At 52.8% G+C, this 23,205-nt stretch carries 20 protein-coding genes; 7 read left to right on the top strand and 13 right to left on the bottom strand.

The window, feature by feature from the left end:
- Positions 1-7: 7 nt before the first annotated feature.
- The 4 genes from ACO0LL_RS14895 to ACO0LL_RS14880 all read right to left on the bottom strand — a co-directional run bounded on the left by ACO0LL_RS14895 (position 8) and on the right by ACO0LL_RS14880 (position 5,066).
- Positions 8-1,246, bottom strand: a complete 1,239-nt coding sequence (locus tag ACO0LL_RS14895) for a cytochrome P450 (RefSeq protein WP_422951635.1) — start codon at positions 1,244-1,246, stop codon at positions 8-10.
- Between the two features lie 78 nt (positions 1,247-1,324).
- Positions 1,325-2,305 carry an MBL fold metallo-hydrolase gene (locus ACO0LL_RS14890; RefSeq protein ID WP_422951634.1) on the bottom strand — a complete coding sequence of 327 codons (981 nt, stop codon included), beginning with the start codon at positions 2,303-2,305 and terminating at the stop codon, positions 1,325-1,327.
- A gap of 176 nt (positions 2,306-2,481) precedes the next feature.
- Positions 2,482-3,333 (bottom strand): HDOD domain-containing protein, encoded by an 852-nt coding sequence (locus tag ACO0LL_RS14885; protein WP_422951633.1) that lies wholly within the window; start codon positions 3,331-3,333, stop codon positions 2,482-2,484.
- Between the two features lie 53 nt (positions 3,334-3,386).
- A complete protein-coding gene (locus ACO0LL_RS14880) occupies positions 3,387-5,066 on the bottom strand; it encodes a methyl-accepting chemotaxis protein (RefSeq protein WP_422951632.1) in 1,680 nt (559 codons plus the stop codon).
- A gap of 413 nt (positions 5,067-5,479) precedes the next feature.
- Here ACO0LL_RS14880 and ACO0LL_RS14875 point away from each other — a divergent pair, with 413 nt between their 5' ends.
- Positions 5,480-6,220, top strand: coding sequence for a glycine-rich domain-containing protein (locus tag ACO0LL_RS14875; protein ID WP_422951631.1), 741 nt, complete (start codon positions 5,480-5,482; stop codon positions 6,218-6,220).
- Between the two features lie 17 nt (positions 6,221-6,237).
- On the opposite strand, the gene ACO0LL_RS14870 is transcribed toward ACO0LL_RS14875, so the two are convergent.
- Both ACO0LL_RS14870 and ACO0LL_RS14865 read right to left on the bottom strand, forming a co-directional pair.
- Entirely contained in the window at positions 6,238-6,834 is a 597-nt protein-coding gene (locus ACO0LL_RS14870) for a PilZ domain-containing protein (protein ID WP_422951630.1), read from the bottom strand.
- A gap of 97 nt (positions 6,835-6,931) precedes the next feature.
- On the bottom strand, positions 6,932-7,960 hold the full coding sequence (locus ACO0LL_RS14865) for a GlxA family transcriptional regulator (RefSeq protein WP_162061349.1): 1,029 nt from the start codon (positions 7,958-7,960) through the stop codon (positions 6,932-6,934).
- 105 nt (positions 7,961-8,065) lie between these two features.
- Between ACO0LL_RS14865 and ACO0LL_RS14860 the strand changes: the two genes are divergently transcribed.
- On the top strand, positions 8,066-8,518 hold the full coding sequence (locus ACO0LL_RS14860) for a PaaI family thioesterase (RefSeq protein WP_422951629.1): 453 nt from the start codon (positions 8,066-8,068) through the stop codon (positions 8,516-8,518).
- The gene (locus ACO0LL_RS14855) at positions 8,518-9,072 is read left to right on the top strand and encodes a PaaI family thioesterase (protein ID WP_422951628.1); all 555 of its coding nucleotides are present in this window, start codon (positions 8,518-8,520) and stop codon (positions 9,070-9,072) included. The genes ACO0LL_RS14860 and ACO0LL_RS14855 overlap by 1 nt, the downstream gene beginning before the upstream one ends.
- Positions 9,073-9,493: 421 nt before the next feature.
- Here the strand turns inward: ACO0LL_RS14855 and ACO0LL_RS14850 are convergent, their stop codons facing one another.
- Complete coding sequence (locus tag ACO0LL_RS14850) at positions 9,494-11,161, bottom strand: long-chain fatty acid--CoA ligase (protein ID WP_422951627.1); 1,668 nt, start codon at positions 11,159-11,161, stop codon at positions 9,494-9,496.
- Positions 11,162-11,359: 198 nt separating this feature from the next.
- Between ACO0LL_RS14850 and ACO0LL_RS14845 the strand changes: the two genes are divergently transcribed.
- The gene (locus ACO0LL_RS14845; protein WP_422951626.1) at positions 11,360-12,769 is read left to right on the top strand and encodes a hypothetical protein; all 1,410 of its coding nucleotides are present in this window, start codon (positions 11,360-11,362) and stop codon (positions 12,767-12,769) included.
- Positions 12,770-12,860: 91 nt separating this feature from the next.
- Here the strand turns inward: ACO0LL_RS14845 and ACO0LL_RS14840 are convergent, their stop codons facing one another.
- From ACO0LL_RS14840 to ACO0LL_RS14830, 3 genes are all read right to left on the bottom strand, one after another.
- Positions 12,861-13,331 (bottom strand): DUF2721 domain-containing protein, encoded by a 471-nt coding sequence (locus tag ACO0LL_RS14840; RefSeq protein ID WP_422951777.1) that lies wholly within the window; start codon positions 13,329-13,331, stop codon positions 12,861-12,863.
- Between the two features lie 197 nt (positions 13,332-13,528).
- Positions 13,529-14,875, bottom strand: coding sequence for an ATP-binding protein (locus tag ACO0LL_RS14835; RefSeq protein ID WP_422951625.1), 1,347 nt, complete (start codon positions 14,873-14,875; stop codon positions 13,529-13,531).
- Complete coding sequence (locus ACO0LL_RS14830) at positions 14,872-15,600, bottom strand: response regulator (protein ID WP_422951624.1); 729 nt, start codon at positions 15,598-15,600, stop codon at positions 14,872-14,874. Before ACO0LL_RS14830 ends, ACO0LL_RS14835 begins: the two co-directional genes overlap by 4 nt.
- 296 nt (positions 15,601-15,896) lie before the next feature.
- Here ACO0LL_RS14830 and ACO0LL_RS14825 point away from each other — a divergent pair, with 296 nt between their 5' ends.
- Positions 15,897-16,466 (top strand): Spy/CpxP family protein refolding chaperone, encoded by a 570-nt coding sequence (locus ACO0LL_RS14825; RefSeq protein WP_422951623.1) that lies wholly within the window; start codon positions 15,897-15,899, stop codon positions 16,464-16,466.
- Positions 16,467-16,600: 134 nt separating this feature from the next.
- Here ACO0LL_RS14825 and ACO0LL_RS14820 read toward each other — a convergent pair whose 3' ends face one another.
- From ACO0LL_RS14820 to ACO0LL_RS14810, 3 genes are all read right to left on the bottom strand, one after another.
- The gene (locus tag ACO0LL_RS14820; protein WP_422951622.1) at positions 16,601-18,832 is read right to left on the bottom strand and encodes a bifunctional diguanylate cyclase/phosphodiesterase; all 2,232 of its coding nucleotides are present in this window, start codon (positions 18,830-18,832) and stop codon (positions 16,601-16,603) included.
- Positions 18,833-18,977: 145 nt separating this feature from the next.
- On the bottom strand, positions 18,978-20,252 hold the full coding sequence (locus ACO0LL_RS14815; protein ID WP_422951621.1) for an Hsp70 family protein: 1,275 nt from the start codon (positions 20,250-20,252) through the stop codon (positions 18,978-18,980).
- A 113-nt stretch (positions 20,253-20,365) separates the two neighbouring features.
- A complete protein-coding gene (locus ACO0LL_RS14810; protein WP_422951620.1) occupies positions 20,366-21,682 on the bottom strand; it encodes a hemolysin family protein in 1,317 nt (438 codons plus the stop codon).
- 78 nt (positions 21,683-21,760) lie between these two features.
- Between ACO0LL_RS14810 and ACO0LL_RS14805 the strand changes: the two genes are divergently transcribed.
- Together ACO0LL_RS14805 and ACO0LL_RS14800 are read left to right on the top strand one after the other, a co-directional pair.
- Positions 21,761-22,987 carry an MFS transporter gene (locus tag ACO0LL_RS14805; RefSeq protein WP_422951619.1) on the top strand — a complete coding sequence of 409 codons (1,227 nt, stop codon included), beginning with the start codon at positions 21,761-21,763 and terminating at the stop codon, positions 22,985-22,987.
- Positions 22,988-23,063: 76 nt separating this feature from the next.
- A partial coding sequence (locus tag ACO0LL_RS14800) for a transposase (protein WP_422951776.1) occupies positions 23,064-23,205 on the top strand: 142 nt, incomplete at its 3' end.

The raw sequence follows: 23,205 nt of genomic DNA, 5'->3' as shown, positions 1-23,205 counted from the left end.
AGTCGTTTTATAGTTTGCAGGGTACTGATAAAAAACCGCGGAAGCGTGCGCGCCCACCCCTGACGGGTGCTGCGCTTAATTCATAATTCGGGAAGCGGGCCAGCAGACGAGAAATTGCTACCCTGCCTTCCAGCCGCGCCAAAAACATGCCTGCGCACTGGTGTATGCCGGAGCCGAAAGCCAGATGGCGGTTTGGGCTACGGCTGATGTTCAGTTTGTCTGGGTCAGGAAATTGCAAGGGGTCACGATTGGCCGCGCCTATGCACAGGCTGATGCGGCTGCCAGCGGCGATAGCGACATCGCCGATCTGCGTATCCACCGTTGTCATGCGGTTGCCCAACTGGTTGGAGCTTTCAAAGCGCAGGAATTCTTCTATGGCAGTGTTGATCATTTCTGGCTGGGCGATCAGGCGGGTTTTTTGTTCTGGCCAATCCTGCAGGGCGACCAGGCCATTGCCTATCAGGTTGGTGGTGGTTTCATGCCCGGCATTGAGCAGGAAAACACAGTTTTGCAAGAGTTCAGTTTCAGTCAGTTTTTCACCATTGGCTTCGCCTTCTATCAGGCGCGTCAGCATATCGGTTTTGGGGTCACCGGGATGCAAGCGGCGTTGTGCCACCAGTTGTTTCAGGTAATCCAGAAATTCGGCGACACATTGATTGGCATAGGCAAAAAATTCTGGCGTGATGGCGGGTTCCAGCGCACCGAGGATGGCGAGTGACCATTCCCGCAGCGGCTCGCGTTCATCATGCGGCACGGCCAGCAGATTACCAATGATTTCTACCGGTATGGCCGAGGCGAAATCGCTGATGAGATCGACATCATTTTTACTTGCCATCTGATCCAGCAAATCCTCCACCAGTTTAATGAGGCCAGGTTCGGTATCGGCCATGGCTGCAGGTGTCAGGCCATCCATGATGAGGCGGCGCACTCTTGTGTGCAGCGGCGGGTCATTGAAGACCAGGCTATTGGTGTGGTGCTCATACAGCAGCGAATCACCATAGCGGGGTTTGAACTCCTGCTTTTTGTCCGAGCTGAAGGTTTTTGCATCCTTATACACATGCACCAGGTCGGCATAACGCGTCAGCAGGTAAGAGCCATCCGGCATCTTGCGCACGGGTGTCTGCTCGCGCAGGGCGTGGTAGTAAGGGTAGGGGTTCTGGTAAAAGTCTGCGGGCAGGTGGCGCAGGTCAAAATCATCACTGATGAGCGGCACTGATGTGACGATATTCTGATACTGAGAAGACATAAAAATCCCGGCAAAGGACAGAGTTTGCACTGTGTCCGATTTGCCGGGTACTGTCAATCAGGCAGACGACAATTCAGATCATGGCAGGGGTGCGTAATTCAGTGGCGTCCAGGCATAGCCCTTGCCTTCTTTGCGCACATAACCGAGGGCAGGGAAGGCCAGGTGGGCGGCACCTACCAGATAGCCTTGCTGCGCTGCATCAGCGTAGGCTTTTTGCCTTTGTGCATAGGCTGCCTTGCTGTCGCTATCAAATTGTATGGTGACCGTAGGGTCGTCAAACTGCACGGCAGCAACGTGCATCAGATCACCCCACAACATCAGGGTCTGGCCCTTGCTTTCGACTTTGTAAGTGCTGTGGCCAGGTGTATGGCCATGGGCTACTACCGCTTTGATACCGGGTACCAGTTCAGTATCACCTTCAAATGGTTTCAACTTGCCAGCCTGCACATAGGGTTTCAGGATGGCGATGGCTTTTTCAAAACTGCCTTTGGCGTCCGCTTTGGCCTTGTCCAGGTTGGCCTGGCTTAACCAGTAATCGGTGTCATGCTGGTCTATGCGTATGGTGGCGTTAGGGAATACTGCTTTATCGCCATCTACCAGGCCACCGATGTGGTCAGTATGCATGTGGGTGATGTAGATTTCATCAACCTGCTCAGGCAGGTAACCAGATGCTTTCAGGTTTGCCTGCAGCTTGCCAACTGTAGGGCCAAAAAATACACCTGCACCGCTATCGATCAGCACCAGCTTGCTACCGGTATTGATGAGGAAGGCATTGAACGAGGTGACGACCGGGCTTTGCTGATGGTATTTGGCGAGCGCCTTGCCGACTTTTTCTGGCGTGGTATTGGTCAGCAGTTTATCCACAGGCAGGGGTACGGTGCCATCAGACAAGGCAGTGACTTCAAAATCACCCAGCATGGTGCGGTAAAAGCCGGGGGCGCTGGTTTTTACCATAGGCGCGGCAGCGTGAGCGCTGATGGCAGGTATACCAAACACGGCGATGCCAGCGAGTATGGAAGAACTGAACAGGCCGGAGCGGAGCAAACTTTTCAATTGCATGGTTTTTCCTTGGAGGATGGCAGGGGCGCAGCAGGCTGCTTGCTTTTACAAGGCAGCAAGCTGTGGCGGGCAAAAATTGCAAATGCGACAGCCATTATGCCGAATTTCTGCCAACTTCGTTGGAGAGCAAAACAGAAGGGCGAAGTGTTAGTCGTTAGCTATTTAGCTGTTAGCAGCTAACTGATCAGGGATGCAGTCAGTGCATCAACTTCTTCTGCCGATTCTGACAGGATGGAAGTCAGAGTACCTTCACCCACCGCAAAATCAATTTCCGAGGCTGACTGGCGTATGCTCTCAGGCGAGCGCGGGTCCAGCGGCGATGGTACTGCGGCCAGCTCATTGGCCAGCAACAGGGTGTCGCCCAGGGTTTCTGGTGGCATGACGCGCATGCCATACCACAGGGCTTCTACTGCCGAGACCACGCGTTTGGGTACCAGCAATTTATTCAGCACAGCGCGGCCTATGAAGGTTTCATCGGTTTCTGCCAGCGCATCTGGTGGGGGCGGGCTGGGATCGATTTCCAGCAAGGCCGGGAATTCCTGGGCGCGTGACAGCAAGTAAAACCCGCCGACTTCATGCACGATACCGGCGAACAGCGCTGTCTCGGCATCCACCTTGCTGACCTTGCGCGCAATCAGATGGGCCAGTGCCGCTACATAGGCAGAATGACGCCACAAGGCTTCCATCTTGGCACGTATGGCTGGGTCAGAAACGGCAGCGCTGAGCTGGCGCATGACGACAGCGGCGGTGACCGAGCGCAGGGTATTGAAACCGAGGATAGTAATGGCAGTGCGGATATTGGTGACACCACCGCCAAAGCGGTTATAGGCAACAGAATTGGCAATGGCAACCACGCGGGCTGACATCAGGGGTTCAGTCATGACCAGTTTTGCGGCTGTTTCTATACCGCAATCAGGGTCGTCCAGAGCCTGTTGTATCTTGAGTGAGGCGTTGACATTGGTCGGAAAGACCAGGTCACCCTTGCTGGCTTGTTCAACGATGCTCTTTAATGCTGCCGACTTGTTCATAATGTGTTTGTTGGAGCAGACCTCGGGCAGGGCGTCTGCTCCCTCACGTTCTGCTAATTTTTATTGAAACCCAGTGCCCTCACTAGTTTACCAGCAGTTGCCTTGATTAAGGAGGGTTCGTCTTCAGTATAGTCGTTACGCACGGGAGTAGCTTGCACTTGCTGTACCCTGCGTACGGTATTGCTGGATTTATCGAGTTTGAAGGCAGACACTGCCCTGGCAAGAATATTGGCCTGTTCTTCCATGCTCTCTGCGGCTGCGGCTGCCTGTTCTACCAATGCCGCATTTTGCTGCGTCATTTCATCCATCTGGTTGATGGCGCGGTTGACTTCTTCTATGCCTGAACTTTGTTCCTGTCCGGCTGCTGTGATCTCGGACATGATCTCGGCCACATGTTTGACCGAGCTGACAATTTCATTCATGGTCTTGCCCGCTGCATCCACGAGCTTGCCGCCTGCATCAACTTTTTCTACCGAGTCACCTATCAGGGTCTTGATCTCTTTGGCGGCACTGGCGCTGCGCTGTGCGAGATTGCGTACTTCCGAGGCCACTACCGCAAAGCCGCGGCCCTGCTCACCGGCGCGGGCAGCTTCTACCGCTGCATTCAGGGCCAGGATATTAGTCTGAAAGGCAATGCCGTCGATGACGCTGATGATATCGACAATCTTGCGTGAGCTTTCCTTGATGGAGTTCATGGTGTGCACCACCTTGCCGACTTCTTCACCACCCTTGATGGCAAAGTTCGATGCCGAGGTGACCAGGCCATTCGCCTGTCTGGCATTGTCGGCATTGTGCCTGACAGTAGCCGTGATTTCTTCCATCGAGCTGGCGGTTTCTTCGAGAGCCCCGGCCTGGGTTTCTGTGCGCGAAGACAGGTCGGAATTACCGCTAGAGATTTCTACGGCTGCAATCGCAATCGCATCAGTACCTTGCCTGACTTCGCTGACGATGTTGTGCAGGTTATCACTCATTTCTTTCAGGGCATTCAGCAACTCGCTGATCTCGTCCGTACCATCTGCCGCTTCACGGAAAGTCAGCTCGCCGGCAGCAACACGCTTGGCGATGGAAACTGCATCGCGCAAGGGCGTGGTGATGCTGCGCGTCATGAAGATGGAAAAGCCTGCACCAAATAACAGGATCACCGCACCAATGGCGAACAGGGTGAAGGTCAGTTGTTTGCCCTTGCTCTCTGCCGTGGCAGACAGTTCAGAGGCCGCCTTGTTCTGGATTTCTACCAGCTTGTTGATTTCCAAAATGGCTTTTTGTTGCAATGGATCAACTTGGGTGGCGATCAGTTTGACGGCATCTTCACCGTTGAAGGCCAGCAACATCTTCATCGCTTCCTTAATAGGAAAATCGATTTGCTTGTCGAGCTCAGAAACTGCATCAATGATTTTTTTCTCTTCGGCACTCAGGCCCAGGGCGACGAGTTTGCCCCTGGCTTCAGCAAAGCGGGCTTGCTGTTTTTTGGAGATGACGTTTTGTTTGTCACTTTCGCCGAGGTCGGTTTGCAAGCCTATGTTGCGTATTGCGATACCGCCTTCCAGCATGCTGCTTTTCATGGTCGCAGCAAGTTCGCTTTTACTGTGAGAGAGTTCGAGGCCTGCAACCATTTCCTTGCGGTTATTGGCACTGAAAATGCCATCGATGATAAGGATGAGTACCAGGCTAGCCAGTATCACACCAAAGCCCACAGCAAGTCGGGTACCTATGCGCAAGTGACGCAAATTCATAGTGAATCTCCCACAAAGAAGTTCAGTTACTACGAGGTCGTGCCTATATAAAATCTTTGCCTGGTATTGCGCTTACTTTGATGATCAGGCTGAATGACAACATGCAAGCTGCATGCCAGCGACAGACTTGATTTCATCATGCCACGTATGGCTTTTGTCACTCCAGGCAATCATGTGAATGAAGTACAAGATTTCAGATCAGCCCCTTAGAAAAAATATTTTTCATAAAACAACATATCAGAATCCGGGGAAGAGAAAATCTGGTATCTCTTACCGGTCTTGGAATAAGCTACGGTGCAGTCTGCCTTGCCGGTACGATGTACCTTTACATCCATACTATGCCAAAATTGCTTTGGCGCAAAGCATGCATGGCACAAGATTTTGTTAAATTCTATTGATTGAGGGCAAGCCCGATGCACTTACTTTTTGGCGTTGTTGTACTTGTGCTGGTTGCCAGTCTGATGTTTGTCTGGATACGCTGGCGCCGGGCAGCGCAGGCCGACTATATACGCAGCTACATGTTTCCACCCGGACTGTTGGAAAGACTACACAAACAACGTCCCGATCTGAACGTCAAAGACCAGCAACTGGTCGCGCGCGCCTTAAGACAGTTCTTTCTGGTGTATCTGAAATCTGGTTTCAAGCATATTTCCATGCCATCACAAGTGGTCGATGATCTCTGGCATGAATTTATACTTTATACAAAAAACTACGAGCAATTCTGTAAAAAAGCTTTTGGCCGCTACATGCATCACACCCCGGCTGCAGTTCTGGGTGCCAACCGGCGTGGCAACGAGGGTTTGCGCCGCACCTGGTGGTTTGCCTGCCTCGAAGAAAATATCAACCCGCGCCGGGCGACACGTTTGCCACTACTGTTTGCACTCGATGCCAAGTGGAATATCGCCGATGGTTTCCGTTACGCGCCCGATTGCAGCGCACTGCGCAAGAATGGGGATGGCACGGTGTATTGCGGCGGTGACTTTTATGCAGGTAGCGATGGTGGCAGTAGCAATGACCCAGGCTATGATTTTGGTGATTCCAGCCACCAAAGTAGCCACAGCAGCCATGCCGACAGTGGTGGTGGCGATAGCGGCGGTGACAGTTCGGGCTGTAGCGGAGGTTGCGGCGGCGGTTGTGGTGGGGGAGGCGATTAGCGTTTGTGTTTTGCTATTTAAGCATTGCCGGGTCTGAGCGCGGCATTGCTGCTTTCCAGCCTGTCCATCAGGATTTTCTTTTCACCGGCATGGAAGTTCAGGAATTCCAGGCCTATGCGGAATGAGAATTGCGACAGTATGATATACACCATCTTGCTCTCGACTTCTATTTTTTGCGCCTGCATACCTACGTTCAGCGGTGGCAGCGTCATGACCAGTTTGACCTTGCCGCTAAAGAAGACATTGTAGTCACAGAACATGCTGAGGCCATTTTCGGAAATATCATTGACCTTGCCGTAATAACTCAGTTTTTCCCCAGCCTGTTCATGCGTCAGCGTCACTTGCCATTTGACCAGATAGCGCGTGTGCGAACGTAGTAGTTGCGTTCTGACGACATTGAATTTGGCGAGCGTATCCGAGATAGCCGGGTTTTCGGACGGGGGAGTATCCTGCACCAGGATGGCCTCAGCCAAATCCGGAGCGGTCAGAGGTGGGGGTAGGGGTGGCGTCAAGAGGCCTGCGTCAGGGGCCACATCCTTCAAAGAAGCGGGCGCTTCTGGCGCTGTTGTTTCAGCGCCATACGAGACTTTTCTTTTTCCGGGTAGCTTGTGCATGCAAAGATTATATCCAGAAAAGTCTCAGAAATAATTTCCACATGGAAATTAAGCTAAATTTCCTTGGCTTTTTTGTATGAAATTTGTAGCCTGACTCTCAGGTACTAGTTGCGAGGCGTCTTGCTGGTCTGAATTGCTCACGATAACTGGCAGGTGACAGGCCAGAATGTTTTTTAAACAGCCTGCGGAATGAGCTGGGGTCGCTATAACCTGTGCGTTCTGCCACTTGTTCCAGTGTCAGCGTGGTGGTTTCCAGCAGACGCTTGGCGATATCCATTTTGACTTGCTGGGCATAACTGGCTGGTGTTGTGTCGAGAGTCTGGTGAAAGTGGCGTATTACAGTGCGTTCACTGACTGCCAGATGCCTGGCCAGTGCAGGCAGGCGAAAAGGCAGGTGATGATGCAGGCTCAGCCATTTTTGCGCACGTTGCACCAGGATGTTTTCATGCTGGTGGGTATCTTGCTGGGTCAGGCTCAGCATTTGCATGTATGGCATTTGCGAAGTACGGTTGGCATCGATAAGCAAAGTCTTGGCGACGCCGCTGGCAATATCCTGGCCACCAAAGCGTTCGACCAGATGATAGGCAAGATTCAAAAAGCTGGTGGCGGCACCGCTGGTCAGGATATTTTCATATTCATCCAGTACTTCTGACAAGCGCAGGCTGACTTCTGGGTAACGGGTCTTAAATGCTCTTTCCAGCCACCAGGTTGTTGTTGCATGGCCGCCATCCAGCAAACCAGCCTCTGCCAGCAAGAAGGTGGCGCTGCAATTGGCGGCCAGCACACAACCCTGGGCGTGTCTGGTTCGCAAGATGGGGAAAAGTTCACGCATCGCATGCATGCTGCTGGTCAGGCCGGTAACACCGTTTTCCATGTACAAACCGGGTAATAAGATGATGTCGGCCTTGCTGTCAGCACGTATGCAGGCATCCGCACCCAGACTGACCCTGGCAGGTGTCATGACAGGCTTGCCATCAATGGAATGGGTGCTCCAGGTGAACAGCGGATCTACATCATCGACGTTCTTCAGCGACCAGATGGCATTGGCGACCGCAAACACATCCAGCGGACCAGTGACCGCAGATGCCATGCATTGAGGGTAGAGCCAGACTTCGATATGTGCCATTTGTCGTAATCTGCATCAAAAGAGTCAATACTGACACTGTCAGCGCTTTCCTGCAATAACTAGAATGTAGCCTGGAAAGTAGTTTATATGAGCAAAGGAAAAATGATGTCCTCAGCAGATACTGCCGCTAACACACTAGCATCAGAAGAACAGGCACAACGCCTGAACCAGTTCGGTGCCCAATTTTTACCCGGTCACCTGGGTATCAATATCCTGACGGTGGAAAAAGGCAAGGTGACGGCAGAATTGCCAGTGCTGCCACATCTGCTGGCCCCTAACGGCTATTTGCATGCCGGCAGCGTGGTGACCCTGGCAGATACCGCCTGCGGTTATGGCTGTGTCGCCAGCCTGCCAGAAGGGGCACAGAGTTTTACGACAATTGAACTGAAATCCAATCACCTGGGCACCGCCCGCGCCGGCACCATCAGCGTGGTCGCCACTGCCGTGCATCTGGGCCGCACGACACAGGTCTGGGATGCCATAGTCAGTTATGAGGGCAAGACGATTGCCCTGTTCCGTTGTACCCAGATGATTTTATTCCCCCGGAAGGATGCATGATGAGTGATGTAAAGAATGACGCAAAGGGTGACGCAGCAGCGATTTTGAAACAATGGCAGGAACAGGAAGCTGCAGTTCGCGCGCGCATGGCAGAACCCGGCGTGCTGGGTCTGGATCAATTGAAAGCAGTCAGCGGTATTGATTTCTTGCGTGGCATCCTTGAAGGGAAATACCCGGTTGCCCACATAGGCAAGACCCTGGATTTCATCCCGGTAGAAGGCGAGGCCGGCCGCATCGTGTTCCAGGGTACGCCGGGTTTGCAGCATTACAACCCGCTGGGCAGTGTGCATGGTGGTTACTTCTGTACTTTGCTTGATTCTGCCGTTGGTTGCGCCGTGCAATCGATGTTGCCAGCTGGTGTGGGCTATACCACGCTGGAAATCAAGGTGAACCTGATCCGCGCGATGAATGCCAAGACCGGGCCTGTGCGGGCTGAGGGCAAGGTCATACAGGTGGGTAAGCAGGTTGGTACTGCTGAGGGGCGTATTGTGGATGCGGCGGGGAAGATTTATGCGCATGCAACGACGACATGTTTGATTTTTCCTTTGCCTTGAGAGAAGGTGGGGCTTCGTCGATGAACGGTAAAAAATAAGCCAAAGTGCAATCTTAAATTCGTCGCTCCAGCGCAGGCTGGAGCCTAGTGGCGTTTGTTGCATTGCCGTACTTTGATTAAAACGATTGCCCTCCGTGGACACAAGCCGGGTCTCGGCCCGGCGGCCGAAATTCTTTCTTTGCGTCGCCAAAGAAAGAATTCAAAGAAAGGCGACCCAGGCATAGCCGCCCCTACGGGGTGCCCATTTGTGCAGTACAAAAAATGGGAAATGCCCAAAACTCGCTGCGCTCAAACACGGGCATTTCTTAATCCATTTTCTGTACAGCACAAATGGCGGCTACACATGGGAACGGCGAAAAGTCAAAGGCAGACCCAACGTCAAAACCAACCCCCTCCACGACCGCAATTAAATTGCTTGAAGCTTAAGTCTTAGCTTTCGCCGCTTCCTTCTCCTGCAGTGTCCGCCACATCACTTTCCCAGTCCCTGATTTCGGCAAACTATCCACAAACTCGACAAATTTGGGCACCTTGTACGCGGCCATTTTTTCATGCGCCCAGGTCATGATGTCCTCTGCAGTCACGTCGCTGCCAGGTTTTTTAACAACCACGGCTTTGACGGTTTCACCGCGGTAGGCATCGTGGGCGGCGATGATGCAGCACTCCTGGATGGCGGGGTGCTGGTACATCATGGATTCGACTTCGGCGGGCCAGACTTTGAAGCCAGCTGCGTTGATCATGCGTTTCAGGCGGTCGGTGAAGAAGAAGAAGCCTTCAGGGTCCATATAGCCTAGGTCACCGGAGCGGAAGAATTTTTTGCCGTCGAGTTCGGCAAAGGCATCGGCGGTTTTTTGTGGGTCGTTCCAGTAACCCTGGAAGACTTGCGGGCCGTGTATCCAGATTTCGCCGGTTTCGCCCTGTTTTACTTCTTGCAGGGTGGTCGGGTCAACGATGCGTGAATCGACATTGAAATAGGGCACGCCCAGGCACTGCTGCTTCATGCGCTGTGCAGGATTGACATGGGAAGCGGCCATGGTTTCTGACAGGCCATAACCTTCCATGTATACCTGCCCGGACAAGTCCAGCAGCTTTTGGGCAATCGCGGCGGGCATGGCTGCGCCGCCACCAGATACCCGGGTCAGCCTGGAGATATCATATTCAGCCAGACGCGGGTTGGACAGGAAATCTATCATCATCGATGGCACCAGCGTCCAGTTACTGACGGCATAGCGGGTGATGAGCTGTCCGGCCGCATCCCTGTCCCAGCGTGGCAGGATGACCAGGGTGCCGCCACAGTAAATCATGCTGTTCATCACCGATTGCATGCCCGTCACATGGAAGAATGGCAGCACTGCCAAAGACACATGATTGGCAACTATATTGCCCGACCAGGTGGGGCTGGCCACCGTATTGAAAATGACTGAGCGATGGGTATGTATGCAGCCCTTGGGTTTGCCTGTCGTGCCTGAGGTATAAGGCATGCAGGCCAGGTCTTCCGGCCCCGCCTGATGGACTTGCGCCTGATGTCCTGCTGTCAGCGCAGCTTGCCAGCTACTGACGCCAGCCTGTACGGGCACCTGGCGCTCTGCCTTCACAAAATCAGGGATGGTCAGGTTGGTTGCTGCAGTCAAATGATCAGAGTAAGTAGCCACTATCGCATTTTGCAAGATACCCTGGCCTACTAATGGTTGCAAGCGCGAGAAAATTTCTTGCGAGACCAGGGCGGTTCTGGCACAGCTGTCATCAATGTAATGCGCGAGTTCATCTGTCATCAGCATGGGATTGACTGGTACCACCATGGCGTCTGCGCGCAGGATGGCATAAAAACCTATGACAAATTGCGGGCTGTTTTGCATGTTCAGCAAGACCCGGTCGCCTTTTTGCACGCCGCATACTTCTTGCAGATAGCCCGCCAGGGCCAGCACTTCTTCATGCAATTGGCGGTAAGTGATGACGGTGTCATAAAAGATGATCGCCGCCTTGTCCGGGTAACGCAGTGCGGACACCTGCAGATTTGTATACACGCTGGCTTCCGGCGCGATCAGGTGATGCGGCAAGCCTTGCGGCCAGTGGGCGTAGTGCAGGGTATTCATCGTCAGTCTCCAGTCTGTTTGGAATTTTTTTGATTAGAGTGCCATACCTAATTATTTTTTGCACGATCGTTCGCAAAATATTGATGTTTTCCAAAAACTTGAAACATTTTGTCAACATTTAGCTGAAAGGTATTGCAAACGCTGGCATGAAGCTACAATGTTAAGCATTCCCCTATTCAGCAAGACATCGGAGTCAGCGTGGTTCAGCAAATCAAAACAGCCCTAATCGTTTTTTCCAGCCTGGCTATGGTGGCCTGTGGTGGAGGCAGTGGCGGTAGTGGTGGTAGTGGTGGTACGGCGGGTACAGGCACTCCCACGGCCAATCCCATGGCAATTGCCGTCCCTGATGCTCTGTCCGTGACTAGCGGCGCGCCTCTGAGCCTCAACGGCCAGGCCAGCAGTACCGCCGGCATCATCACGAATATGTATTGGCAGGTAGAAAACCTGACCTTGTCGGCCAACCCGCTGGCAGCGGTGACAAATGCTGACTGCAAGACCATCAGCAAGAGCAGCACAGGGGCAGATGCGAGTTGCGTGCTGCAAGTGACACCACCTACCTTATTGACGGCGGACTACACCTATAAATTCACGCTCAATGCGGTCGATGTCAAAGGCAATACCATCAAGGCATCCACAACTTTGCTGGTCAAGCAGGAAGCCTCTGCTACCGCCAGCCCAACTGCCAAAGTCAGCGGGACGACTAACGCAGCCTCGGGTGACAAGGTCAGCTTGAGTTGCGCCGGTAGTGGCGGCACACCAGCGGCAATAGGCGAGCCTTACTCTTATCAATGGGTAGTCAGCGATGCTGCCGGTACTACCATCACCCTGGCACCGACAGATGCTGCCGCGACCAGCTTTACCGCGCCAGTAGTGAAAGAATCCACGGCCTTGAAAATTCAGTGTCGTGTGACTGATGACAAGCAAAAAGTCGGTACCGCAACCCAGACTGTGACAGTGACGCCTATCGTCAAACCTACCGTTGTGCCTATCTCTTACAGCGGTGGTGTGGTGGCGGCGGGTTCCACTATCACGCTTGATGGCAGCAAGTCAGTCAAATACGATGCAAATGGCAAGGTCGACAGCAGCACGCCTATCTATTATTACTGGAAGCAAAAATCCGGTCCTTCGGTAGAAATCTTCAACGCCTTCAGCAGTGTCGCCAGCGCGGCTTTGCCCAAGTTTGTTGATACCCGCACGCCTTTTGTATTTACCCTCAATGCGTCCAATTCTGTCATCCAGCCCGGTGGTTTTTCGCTGGACCCGCTGGTACAACTGGATGTGGTGTTTTATGTCGATCCGCTGCCACCTATCTCGCTGGTGTCGTATACACCGGTGCAGTTAGTGCTGACCAATAGTGCCGTGACCCTGAAAGTCGATGCACCGTCGAACACCAGCAATATCATCTATTACAGCTGGACGCAGATTGCCGGACCTACTGTTGCAATCGCCGGTGCAGGTACCAGCAATGCCGGGTTCATTGCGCCTGCCACTCCGGGCACACTGATTTTCCGCGCTACTGGCAGCTACCAGCCAATTACGGTGGCCAATCCAGGTACTGCTTCGATTGATGTCATTGTTACGGTACAGGCACCAGCGGTAGCAAAGTAATATCTTGAAATAGTCGCTTAAAGTAAAGCAGCCAGCCAGTAAAAAAGCCCCGTCATCTTGCGATGCGGGGCTTTTTGCTGGATGCAAAGATTTATTCGCGTTCTATGATTTTGCGTCTGCCCAGATTGCGCTGACGCGTCAGGGTCTTGGTTGCTACAAAAATCTCTCGCATGAAATAAATGAAGCTGCCTATCAGGGAAAACACCCCGCCTACAAACAGCGTGGCGATCAGCTTGTCGAGGTTCAGGCTGGTCGCGTCCCCCATGAAAAGGGTAGCAATCACCAGACAGATCAGCAGACCACAAGAGGTGCTGAGGGTGATGGCGCGGTTGATCAGGTGCGAACGCTCATACAGCTCATGTAATTCTTCTTCGACGCCCGGAGGGCTCACAGGCGGGCTGTTCTCTCCATGCAGCAGATCTTCTACCACCCTGGAGCGGTCTATGATGCGTGCCAGGCGGCTGGTCAGCACAGAGAGCGTGGTACCGACGCCGGTCAGCAGAAATACCGGGGCGATCGAGAGTTGTATGATGTGGCTGACATCACTTAGTTGTAGATTAATCATGGGCAAGTCCTCAGGTTTTCCCCGGATTTTACAGGGACGCGGGCTTGCCTGGACAGGGGGAGACAGACTTTTTGAGCATTGCTGATGCCAGCAACAGCTCTGTGTTGTGCAAAGTTGTGCAAATCAGGCTGCACCACTGCCCGGCAGGGCTGGCATAGCCTGCGGGGCAGCGAGGGGAAAAACGAAAAAAGGACTCAGGCCGTTTGCAAGGGCAGGGTCAGACGCACTTCCAGGCCACCTTCGGGCAGATTGCTTAACTGCAATTTACCGCCATGTTGCTGAGCGATATTCTGGGCTATCGTCAGGCCCAGTCCGGTACCGCCGGATTCTCTGGAGCGCGAAGTTTCCATACGAAAGAATGGCTCAAATACCTTGCTTTGAAATTCGGGCGGTATGCCATGACCACCGTCACGTATCAATACATGCAAGACATCCTTGGCGGCGTCCTTGCCTGACACCAGGCTGACCGTTGCATATTGACCATATTTGACGGCATTGTCGATGAGATTGGTCAGGCAGCGGCGCAGGGCTTGTGGTCTGGCCATGACAGTCAAACCGGGTTTGCCTTCAAAGCTGACATTTTGTCCGGCATCAGCAGCGTCGGCGCAGACGCTGTCGAGCAGAGAATCCAGGTCCAGCGGTTTCAGGGCTTCATTGCTGTCCATGCTGCGCGCTAGGTCCAGGCCTTCGCGTATCATCATTTGCATGCCGGATAAATCTTCGATGAGTTTGTCGCGCAATTCTTCGTCCCTGACCTTTTCCAGGCGCAAGCGCAGGCGCGTCAGCGGGGTTTGCAAGTCATGAGTGATCGCCGCCAGCATATGGGTGCGCTGGGCAATATGCTGGCGTATTCTGGCTTGCATGGCATTGAAGGCACGGGTGGCCTGCAAAATTTCTGTCGCGCCTTTTTCTGGCAAAGGCGGGCGGTTGATATCCTGCCCCAATGCGGTGGCTGCCTTTGCCATTTGCTGCAAAGGCCGCATGGTCATGCGGGCGATCAGGTAAGCCAGTACGGCTATGCTTGCCAGGAACAGGAACAGGTATTGCAAAAAGTCAGGGCGCAATGGCGGAGCCGGATTACGCGGCGGTAATACTGTCAGGCGCAGGGCAGTGCCATCATGCAGGGTGATACCCAGCGCTTCGCAGGGCAGGCGGTTGGTCTGTACATTTTGCGGGTTGCGCGGGCATGATTCAGGGTCCTGCGCCAATGACATCACGCGAAACGTCTTGCCCAGTCTTTCGCTGACTGCTGCTGCATAGTCAGAACGTGGTGCCTGGTCAGTGGTTTCCGCTGGCAGGGTAGCCACCTTCAAACCCAGGCGCGGTGCTGTTGCCAAAAATTTTTCGCGGTTCTCGGCTGGCAGCGCATCCAGTGCCAGCACCAGTTGTTCGGCCCGTTCAACCGCGTGAGAATCCCGGTATTGCGATATGGTTTTCTGTCTTTCGCCAAAAGCCAGCGACCAGGTCAGTACCGCCGATGCGATGACGCCTACCAGCAGGATGGCAAATACCCGGCCCCACATCGACGAAAGGATTTTCATGCATCTTGCTCCACGACGACAGTCACGGCTAGTACATAGCCACCGTTCCTGACGGTTTTTATAATCTGAGGCGAACGCGCATCTTCGCGCAGTTTTTGCCGCAAGCGGCTGATCTGAATATCGATGGAGCGGTCAAACGGGTCTGCATCGCGGCCATGTGTCATGTTCAACAACTGGTCACGGTTCAGTACGCGGTTGGGGTGTTCCAAAAAAATATTCAACATACGGAATTCTGCACCCGACAAAGACACCACCATGCCGTCAGGGCTGATCAGGTGGCGGGCCGTCAGGTCCAGGGTCCAGCCCGCAAATTTAAGTTTTTGCAAGGCTTCACCAGAATGTGTGTTGACATTGGTCTGGGTGCGGCGCAATACACTGCGTATGCGGGCCAGTAATTCGCGTGGCTCAAAAGGTTTGGGCAGGTAATCATCGGCGCCCATTTCCAGACCCAGGATGCGGTCCAGTGGCTCGCCGCGTGCAGTCAGCATGATGACCGGCAAAGTCGATTTGCTGCGCAGGGTGCGGCACAGTGTCAGCCCATCATCGCCAGGCAAATTTAAATCCAGTACGACCAGATCGACCTGGTGATTTTGCAGGGCTGCCCACATGGCATTGCCTTCGGCCGCCATGATGGTGCTGTAGCCATTATTATCCAGATAATCAGCCAGCAGGTTGCGGATGTCGCGATCGTCATCAACGATGAGAATTTTATTTGGTGTGTCCATGTTCTTCATTATGAGCCCGATCCAGTCTATAAAAACCCTGATTTTGTATCGTCTTGTTATCTTAAACCGTAACATACCACCTTATCATTCTCTACTGTTACACGTCGATACAAAGCGAGAGCAGACGGACATTTCGACGTTACAAGCTTGCTGCAAGATGCACCACATGTCTGAGACCGCAACACCGGACTTGCATCCAGTCCCGCAAGCGATCAGTCAGCTTGACTCACAAATTTGCAGAGTATGTGCAGCAGACCTGTGAGTTTATTCTTCTGAACAGAAAGAGAAAATAAATGATGAATACCTTACAAAAGCAACTCCAAAAGAAACTCATGATCGCAGTGACGGCTGTTGGCCTGAGCATGATCGGTAGTGCAGGCAGCGCCTTGGCACAGCCTCCTTCACCAGCATCTGCTTCTGCCAATGCCGGTCATGGCCAGCCACATGGCGACCCTGCCAAGTGGGCAGAAAAAATGAAAGAGCGTATGGCCAAGCACCAGGCTGAGCTGCATGACAAATTGAAGATCACGGCTGCGCAAGAACCAGCCTGGAAAACTTTTATTGATGCCATGAATCCAGGCACCATGCCAGCCCGTCCTGACCGCAAGGAAATGGAAAAACTGACGACGCCAGAGCGTATGGAAAAAGGCCTGGAAAAAATGAAAGAGCATCTGGCGAAAATGCAAACGCGCCTGACCGCCCTGAAAACTTTCTATGCTGTGCTGACACCTGAGCAGCAAAAGATTTTTGATGAAAGCCATCGCCGCATGGCATCGCATATGCGTGATCGCATGGGCAGGCCTGGTGGTGAGCATGGCCCTGAACACAAGACAGGTGACCGCCCAGCCATGACGGACAAGAAGTAAGTTGTAGCAAGTAAGCTGTAGCAAGTAAGCTTTAAGAAGCCAGATGCTGCACGCAGTATTTGGCTTATATGTTGTGATAGAAGGCTGTTGCGAGACGGGGGAGTGAAGTATCTTGCCCGTTTTGTGACAGCCTTTTATTTTCTGAGATTGATCCAGCTGATGAGATTTTCTTCCAGCATCGGGCGGCCTATGTAAAAGCCCTGGGCTTCATGGCAACCCATCGCTGCTAATGTCTTCCAGTGGGCTTCATGCTCTACCCCTTCGGCAATGACTTGCAGGCCGAGTTTCTTACCTAGCTGGGTAATCAGTTCGGCGATACGCGGCCCTTCGGGCGTATCGATCTGGTTGACGAAGGCGCGGTCTATCTTGAGTCTATCGACCGGCAATTTGTCCAGGTAACTCAGTGAAGAAAAGCCAGTGCCAAAATCATCGATAGCGATTTTGACACCCAGTTTTTTCAAACTGGCGAGTTTGCTTTCAAACAGGATGGCGCTGGTCATCGTGACTGATTCGGTAATTTCCAGTTCCAGGTTTTCTGGCTGCAAACCAGTATCCTTCAATGCGGATTCCACAATGGCGATGAAGTCGTCCTGGCGGAATTGCACGACCGAGACATTCACCCCCATGCGTTGCGGCGCAATCCCGGCTTTTTGCAGCCTGACCATCATGAAGCAGGCGGTGCGCAATACCCAGGCACCGAGGCTGATGATGAGGCCGGAATATTCAGCCAGCGGGATAAAATCATTCGGTGGTATCAGCACACCATCATCATTGCGCCAGCGTATCAGTGCTTCCAGCCCGGTGAATTTGCCAGTCTCCAGATCAATTTGCGGCTGGTACATCAGGAACAGGCGCTCGGCATCAAAGGCCTTGTGCAAATGCTGCATCAGGGTTGCGCGTTCGCGTATCTCTATACCCATTGAGCGGGTGAACAAGGTGCAACTGCCGCGCTGGTGTATCTTGGTGCGTTTGAGGGCAATACTTGCATCTTTCAGCGGCTCGGCACCATCACCGATATAACCTTCGAGTGCTACCATGCCTATCGACATCGATACTGCATGGGCAGTTTCTGCTATCGTGAATGGCTGTACAAACATCAGCTTCAGGGTTTCCGGTTCAAGCAATTCCTTGCTACCGAGCAGACCAAATACGTCACCGGAAATGCGCGCCAGAAAGATGGGTGCACCGAGTTTTTCACGCAGCCTGTCGGCCACGGCCTTGAGTATCAGGTCGCCATAATGGTGACCGAGTACATCATTGATTTCGGCAAAATCATCAATGTCCATGAGCGCCACCATTTGTCCTGGCAGTTCATTGGCCAGGGTCGCACTGATCTGCTCTATGAACTTCAGGCGGTTGGGCAGTTTGAGCAACTGGTCGCGGTAAGCATGGTTCTTGAGCTGGTTGACTAGGCTCAGGTTATCGAGGCAAACGCCTAGATTGGAACAAAACACTTCCAGCAAATGCTGGTTGATCTCTGACAGTGAAAACGGCAAGTCGATAAAGGCCGCCAGAGGGCGGTTACCCCGGCCAGAAAAATACAGCGTCATGCTGTGATCGGTGAATAATGATTCACGGTTTGTCAGCACATGCCGCAAAGCATCGCGCACGCGGGCATTGTGGATATCATCAATCGGGCAATTCATCAGGTTGCTGTAATGCCCGGCAGAAGCGATGACGTTGAAGGTCTCAGGGATTTCTTCATCAAACTCATTGAGCTCACCCTGGGCACACAGCAAGCCTTCAGGCGGTACACCGCACAAGGCAGCAATCTGGGTTATCACGCCGCTGGCAAAAGACTGTATGCCGTGTTCGAAAGTGAAGGCGGCGCTGGAGCTGATGATCTGGTGCAGGCCGCGCCTGCTGGCATCGATGGTGCGTATCTGTTCATACGATCGCACGGCCGCGGTCAGCGAGGTCAGCAGCTTTTTGCGGGTCAGCTCATTCTTGGTTTTATAGTCATTGATGTCGTAATCGCGTATGGCTTCTTCTTCCGGCGCATAACCGGGTTGACCGGTGCGCAGGATGATGCGGGTATCGCTCCAGCCCAGTTCATCGCGGATGAAACTGACCAGTTCCAGTCCGGCATGCTCGGTTTCCATGACCACATCAAGCAATACTACGGCGATATCGCTTTCGCTGGCGAATACCTTGCGGGTTTCACTTTTAGAGTAAGTGTGGATAAATTCCAGGGGGCGGTTCAGGATATGCACATATTGCAGTGCAAAGCAGGTGGTGCGGTGTACGTCTTCATCATCATCGACGATGGCGATTTTCCAGCTGCGCCCTGCTTGCTGAGTCGCGGCTTCTTCTTCCGCATCCTCAACCAGGAACAGCTCATCATCATCGTCTTGTTCGTTCGACATGCCTTCTCCGGATAGAAAAGCCTGCTAATTGATGCAACAAGTATAGTTTAAGTTTTGTCGCCGGGCGCAGCCGTGGCTCACCGACATTGTGACTTTAAGTGAAATATATTAACCAAACCTGACATGAAGCTTGCAAGCGCAATTTTCATGCAAAACGGCGGGCGGCATCCAGGCCCAGGCCTGATCCTATGCTGCCAAACAAATCACCTTCAACCTTGGTGGCAGTGGGGACGATGCTGGCGATCTGCTGGCGCAAGCCGCGTACGCCACTGGAGCCGCCAGTGAAAAACACGGTATCGACCTGTTCCGGTTTCAGGTTTGCCATGTTCAGTACGGTATTGACGGTGTCGCCGATATTGCTGGTCAGATGGGCAATCGAGGCCTGCAAACCTTGCTGGTCCAGTGCCAGATGGCAGACGGGGCTTGCTTGTTTGCTGCGCAGACGCTCGAGTGGCAAGTCTATCGCTTGTTGATCTGATAATAAGATTTTGGCTTCTTCCGACTTGATAGCCAGCCAGTGACCATCGCGTTCTTCGACCAGGTTTAGCAGGCGTTCAAAGCGCAGGCGCAATTCCGGCGTATTGATATCACGATAAACTTCTTGTAATTCACGCCAGACTTTTTGGGTATACGTCAGGTTAATCGTGTGCCAGGTTGCCAGGTTGAAATAATAGCTGGAAGGTACTTCGATCTGGCTGCCGAGGCGGCCACCGAGGCCCAGCAGCGGCATGACATGGTTCAGACTCAGGTATTTGTCAAAGTCAGTGCCACCTATGTGGACGCCGCCATTGGCGAGGATATCGTCTTTCCTGTCTATTTTGTGGGCACGTTCCGGCGCCAGGCGCACCAGCGAAAAGTCTGAGGTACCACCGCCTATGTCGGCAACCAGTACCAGTTCTTCCTTGCTGATGCGTGATTCATAATCAAAGGCGGCAGCAATTGGTTCATACTGGAATTGCACTTCCCTGAACCCTGCTGCGCGGGCGATTTGTTCCAGCGTGTCTTGTGCGAGTTTGTCGGCCTTGCTGTCATCATCGATAAAATGCACAGGCCGGCCTATGACAGTCTGGGTAAAGTTGCAGCCCGCAGATTTTTCTGCACGTGCTTTGAGTTCACCGATAAATTGCGCCAGCAAATGGCGGAAAGGCACGGACTTGCCCTGTACCTCAGTCTGGCCATCCATGAGGCTGGTGCCCAGCAAGCTCTTCATCGAGCGCATTAGACGGCCTTCATAGCCAGCCAGATAATTGCTCAGCGCCGCCCGGCCATAACTGACTTGTTCATCTTCCACATCGAAAAATACCACCGATGGCAGGGTGACTTTGCCCTCTTCCAGCGCTAACAGCGCAGGCTGGCCCGGCCTGTGCCAGCCAACAGTTGAATTCGAGGTGCCAAAATCTACTCCACAAGCGTGCGACATGAAAATCCTGATAAAAACGGGTAAGTCAGCAGCTTTGCAGAAGCTGCTGTTGACGGTGATAAAAATGGGTTAAGACCTGATGCTGAAGAAACCAGATAGCAAAACAGTAATAATTATGGTGATTTGCTGGTATCGGCCGCATCATCGAGTCTGACGACCAGCAATTGATCTATGCGGTAGTGGTCAATATCGACGACTTCGAATTTGTAAGCCCCCAGCATGACAAAATCAGTGCGCTTGGGTATCCTTTTCAGCATCGTCATCATGAAACCGGCAATGGTCTCATAGCTTCCCTGCTCAGGCAAGCTATCGATGTCGAGAGCGCGGCAGACATCCTCGATTGTTGTCGCACCGTCAATGAGCCAGGAATTGGCATCACGCTGGACGATCTGGTCTTCGAGGAAGGGGTGAACCAGATTGCCCATCAGGGTACTCAGCACATCATTGAGGGTGATGACACCCACCACCAGGGCATATTCATTGAAGATGACAGCAAAGTCTTCGCGCGTTCCCTTGAATTGTTCCAGCATTTCAGACAGGGTCAGCGAATCAGGCACGGCAAGAGCTGTGCGTATGGATAATTCCTGCACCTTGGTAAATGCTTGGTTGGTCAGCACCCGCTTCAAGATATCCTTGGACTCGACATAGCCGACCACATTGTCGATATTGCCATCACATACCAAAAACTTGGTATGCGGATGCTCGGCGATCTTCTGGCGTATGACCACATCAGTATCTTGCAGAGTGAAATAGACAATGCTGTCGCGCTGCGACATGGCTGATGGCACGGTTCGGCTTTCCAGCTCGAACACATTGCCTATCATATGGTGCTCGCTTTGCAACACCACCCCTGCTTCGGCACCGGCATCAAACATGGCGTAAATTTCATCTGAAGTGATTTGCTCATTCCTGGTCGTCGGCAAATTAAACAGACGCAACATCAGGTTGGCCAGGCCATTGAAGACCCAGACCAGGGGCTTGAACAGGCGCACGCACAAAAGTATCGGGCTGACTACCAGCATCGCCACGGTCTCTGGCGAAATCATGGCAATCTTCTTGGGCATCAGGTCTGCAAACAAAATGAAAATCGAGGTCACGAACAAAAAGGATGTGACAAAGCTGACAGTCTCTACCCAACTGGTCATGCCAAAGATAGCGACCAGAGCTTTCAGGATATACGGTGTCAGGGCTTGTTCACCAAGGATACCGCCAAGTATGGCGACCGCATTCAGGGCGATTTGTACGACCGTAAAAAAATGTCCCGGCTCTTGCTGTAGTGCCAGCACTTTGCCCGCACGTGGCTCGCCCTCTGCATACAGTATCTGCAGCTTGACCTTGCGCGCAGCCGCCAGTGAAATCTCGGACATGGAAAAAAATGCGCTGATGGCGACCAGCAAGGCAATGATGAGAAAGTGATCAAACAAAGCCATAATGGCTCCCGTGCAATTGTACTTGACGGTAATCATATACTATTAGGCTACGTAAATTCCGCTAAAAGGATGTCTGGTATGACAAGTTCTGAACAGGCAGATGCTGCCAAGCCGCTGCCGACCAATGTACGTTTTGTATTGATCACGGTATTCCTCGACATCCTTGGCATAGGTCTCATCATCCCGGTCTTGCCACGGCTGGTGGCTAGTTATACCTTGCAGGCAGACAGCCAGGCTTACTGGTATGGCGCGATTGTCGCTGTGTATGGCGTCATGCAATTTGTCTTTGCTCCTATGATAGGCGCACTCAGTGATCGCTTTGGCCGCCGCCCGGTGTTATTGATCTGTGTATTCGGCCTCGGTTTGAATTTCCTTTTGCTGACTCAGGTCACCAGCATTTACTGGATGCTGGTGGTGCGTGCCATAGGCGGTATTACTGCAGGTAATCTGTCCGTGGCAAATGCCTATATTGCCGACGTATCGACACCAGAAAACCGCGCCAAGGCACTGGGTAAAATAGGTGCGATGTTTGGCCTCGGTTTTATCTGTGGGCCTGTTGTTGGTGGCTTGCTGGGTGAGGCGCATATACATTACCCGTTTTATCTGGCTGCCGCTGTATCGCTGGGTAATGTGGTGTATGGTTATTTCTCGCTGCCAGAATCCCTGCCTGCCGACCACCGCAAGGACTTTCATATTTCTGCCGCGAATCCCTTTGCCGGTTTGCGGGGGCTGGCGCATTTGCGTGGTGTAGGCGCACTGGTGTGGGTCTATGCGTTGACCATGTTTGCTCAATTTACTCTGCAAACCACTTGGGTTTTATCGACAGAATTGCGCTTTGGCTGGACACCCATGCAAAATGGTTTTTCACTGTTCATGGTCGGCGTTTCCAGCGTACTCATGCAGGGCGTGTTCCTGGGGTCTTATATCAAACGCGTTGGCGATGCGAATGCAGTATTGATAGGCCTGGCCTCTTCGACTCTGGCACTGACTTGTTATGGCCTGGCGAACCAGGGCTGGATGATGTATGTGCTTATCCTGTGCAACGTGCTGGCCTTTGCTGCCGGGCCTGCCTTGCAAGGATTTTTCTCGCGTGCCGTCGATGCACGTTCGCAAGGACTGGCCATGGGATCGCTGACAGCGTTGGCCAGTATCATGAGCGTTTTTGCCACGCTGATAGGGACGTCGATCGTCGGGCAAGTCAGCCATTTTCCCAAAGGCAGTATCTTGCTGGGTGCACCTTTCTTTCTGGCTGCGACCATACAATTGATGGCCTTGACTCTGGCATTGCGGCATTTGAAAAAGTAACTGAAGCCGGAATGCAAAAAGCGGACTCAAGTGAACTGAACCCCAAAAGTTGGACACCAACTTTTGGGGTTTTTTCATGACTAAATACGATGAGCAGTTCAAGTTGAAAATAGTGCGGAAGTATCTTGCTCATAAAGGAGGATATAGAGCGCTTGCCGATAAGCATGATCTCCATCATTCGGTGATAGAGCGGTGGGTAAATTTACATCGTCTCCATG

Origin of the sequence: Undibacterium sp. TC4M20W (assembly GCF_049340245.1) — a bacterium.
Classification (GTDB): domain Bacteria; phylum Pseudomonadota; class Gammaproteobacteria; order Burkholderiales; family Burkholderiaceae_D; genus Undibacterium.
Note: the sequence above shows the minus strand (reverse complement) of the source record. Positions and strands in the feature narration are given on the sequence as shown.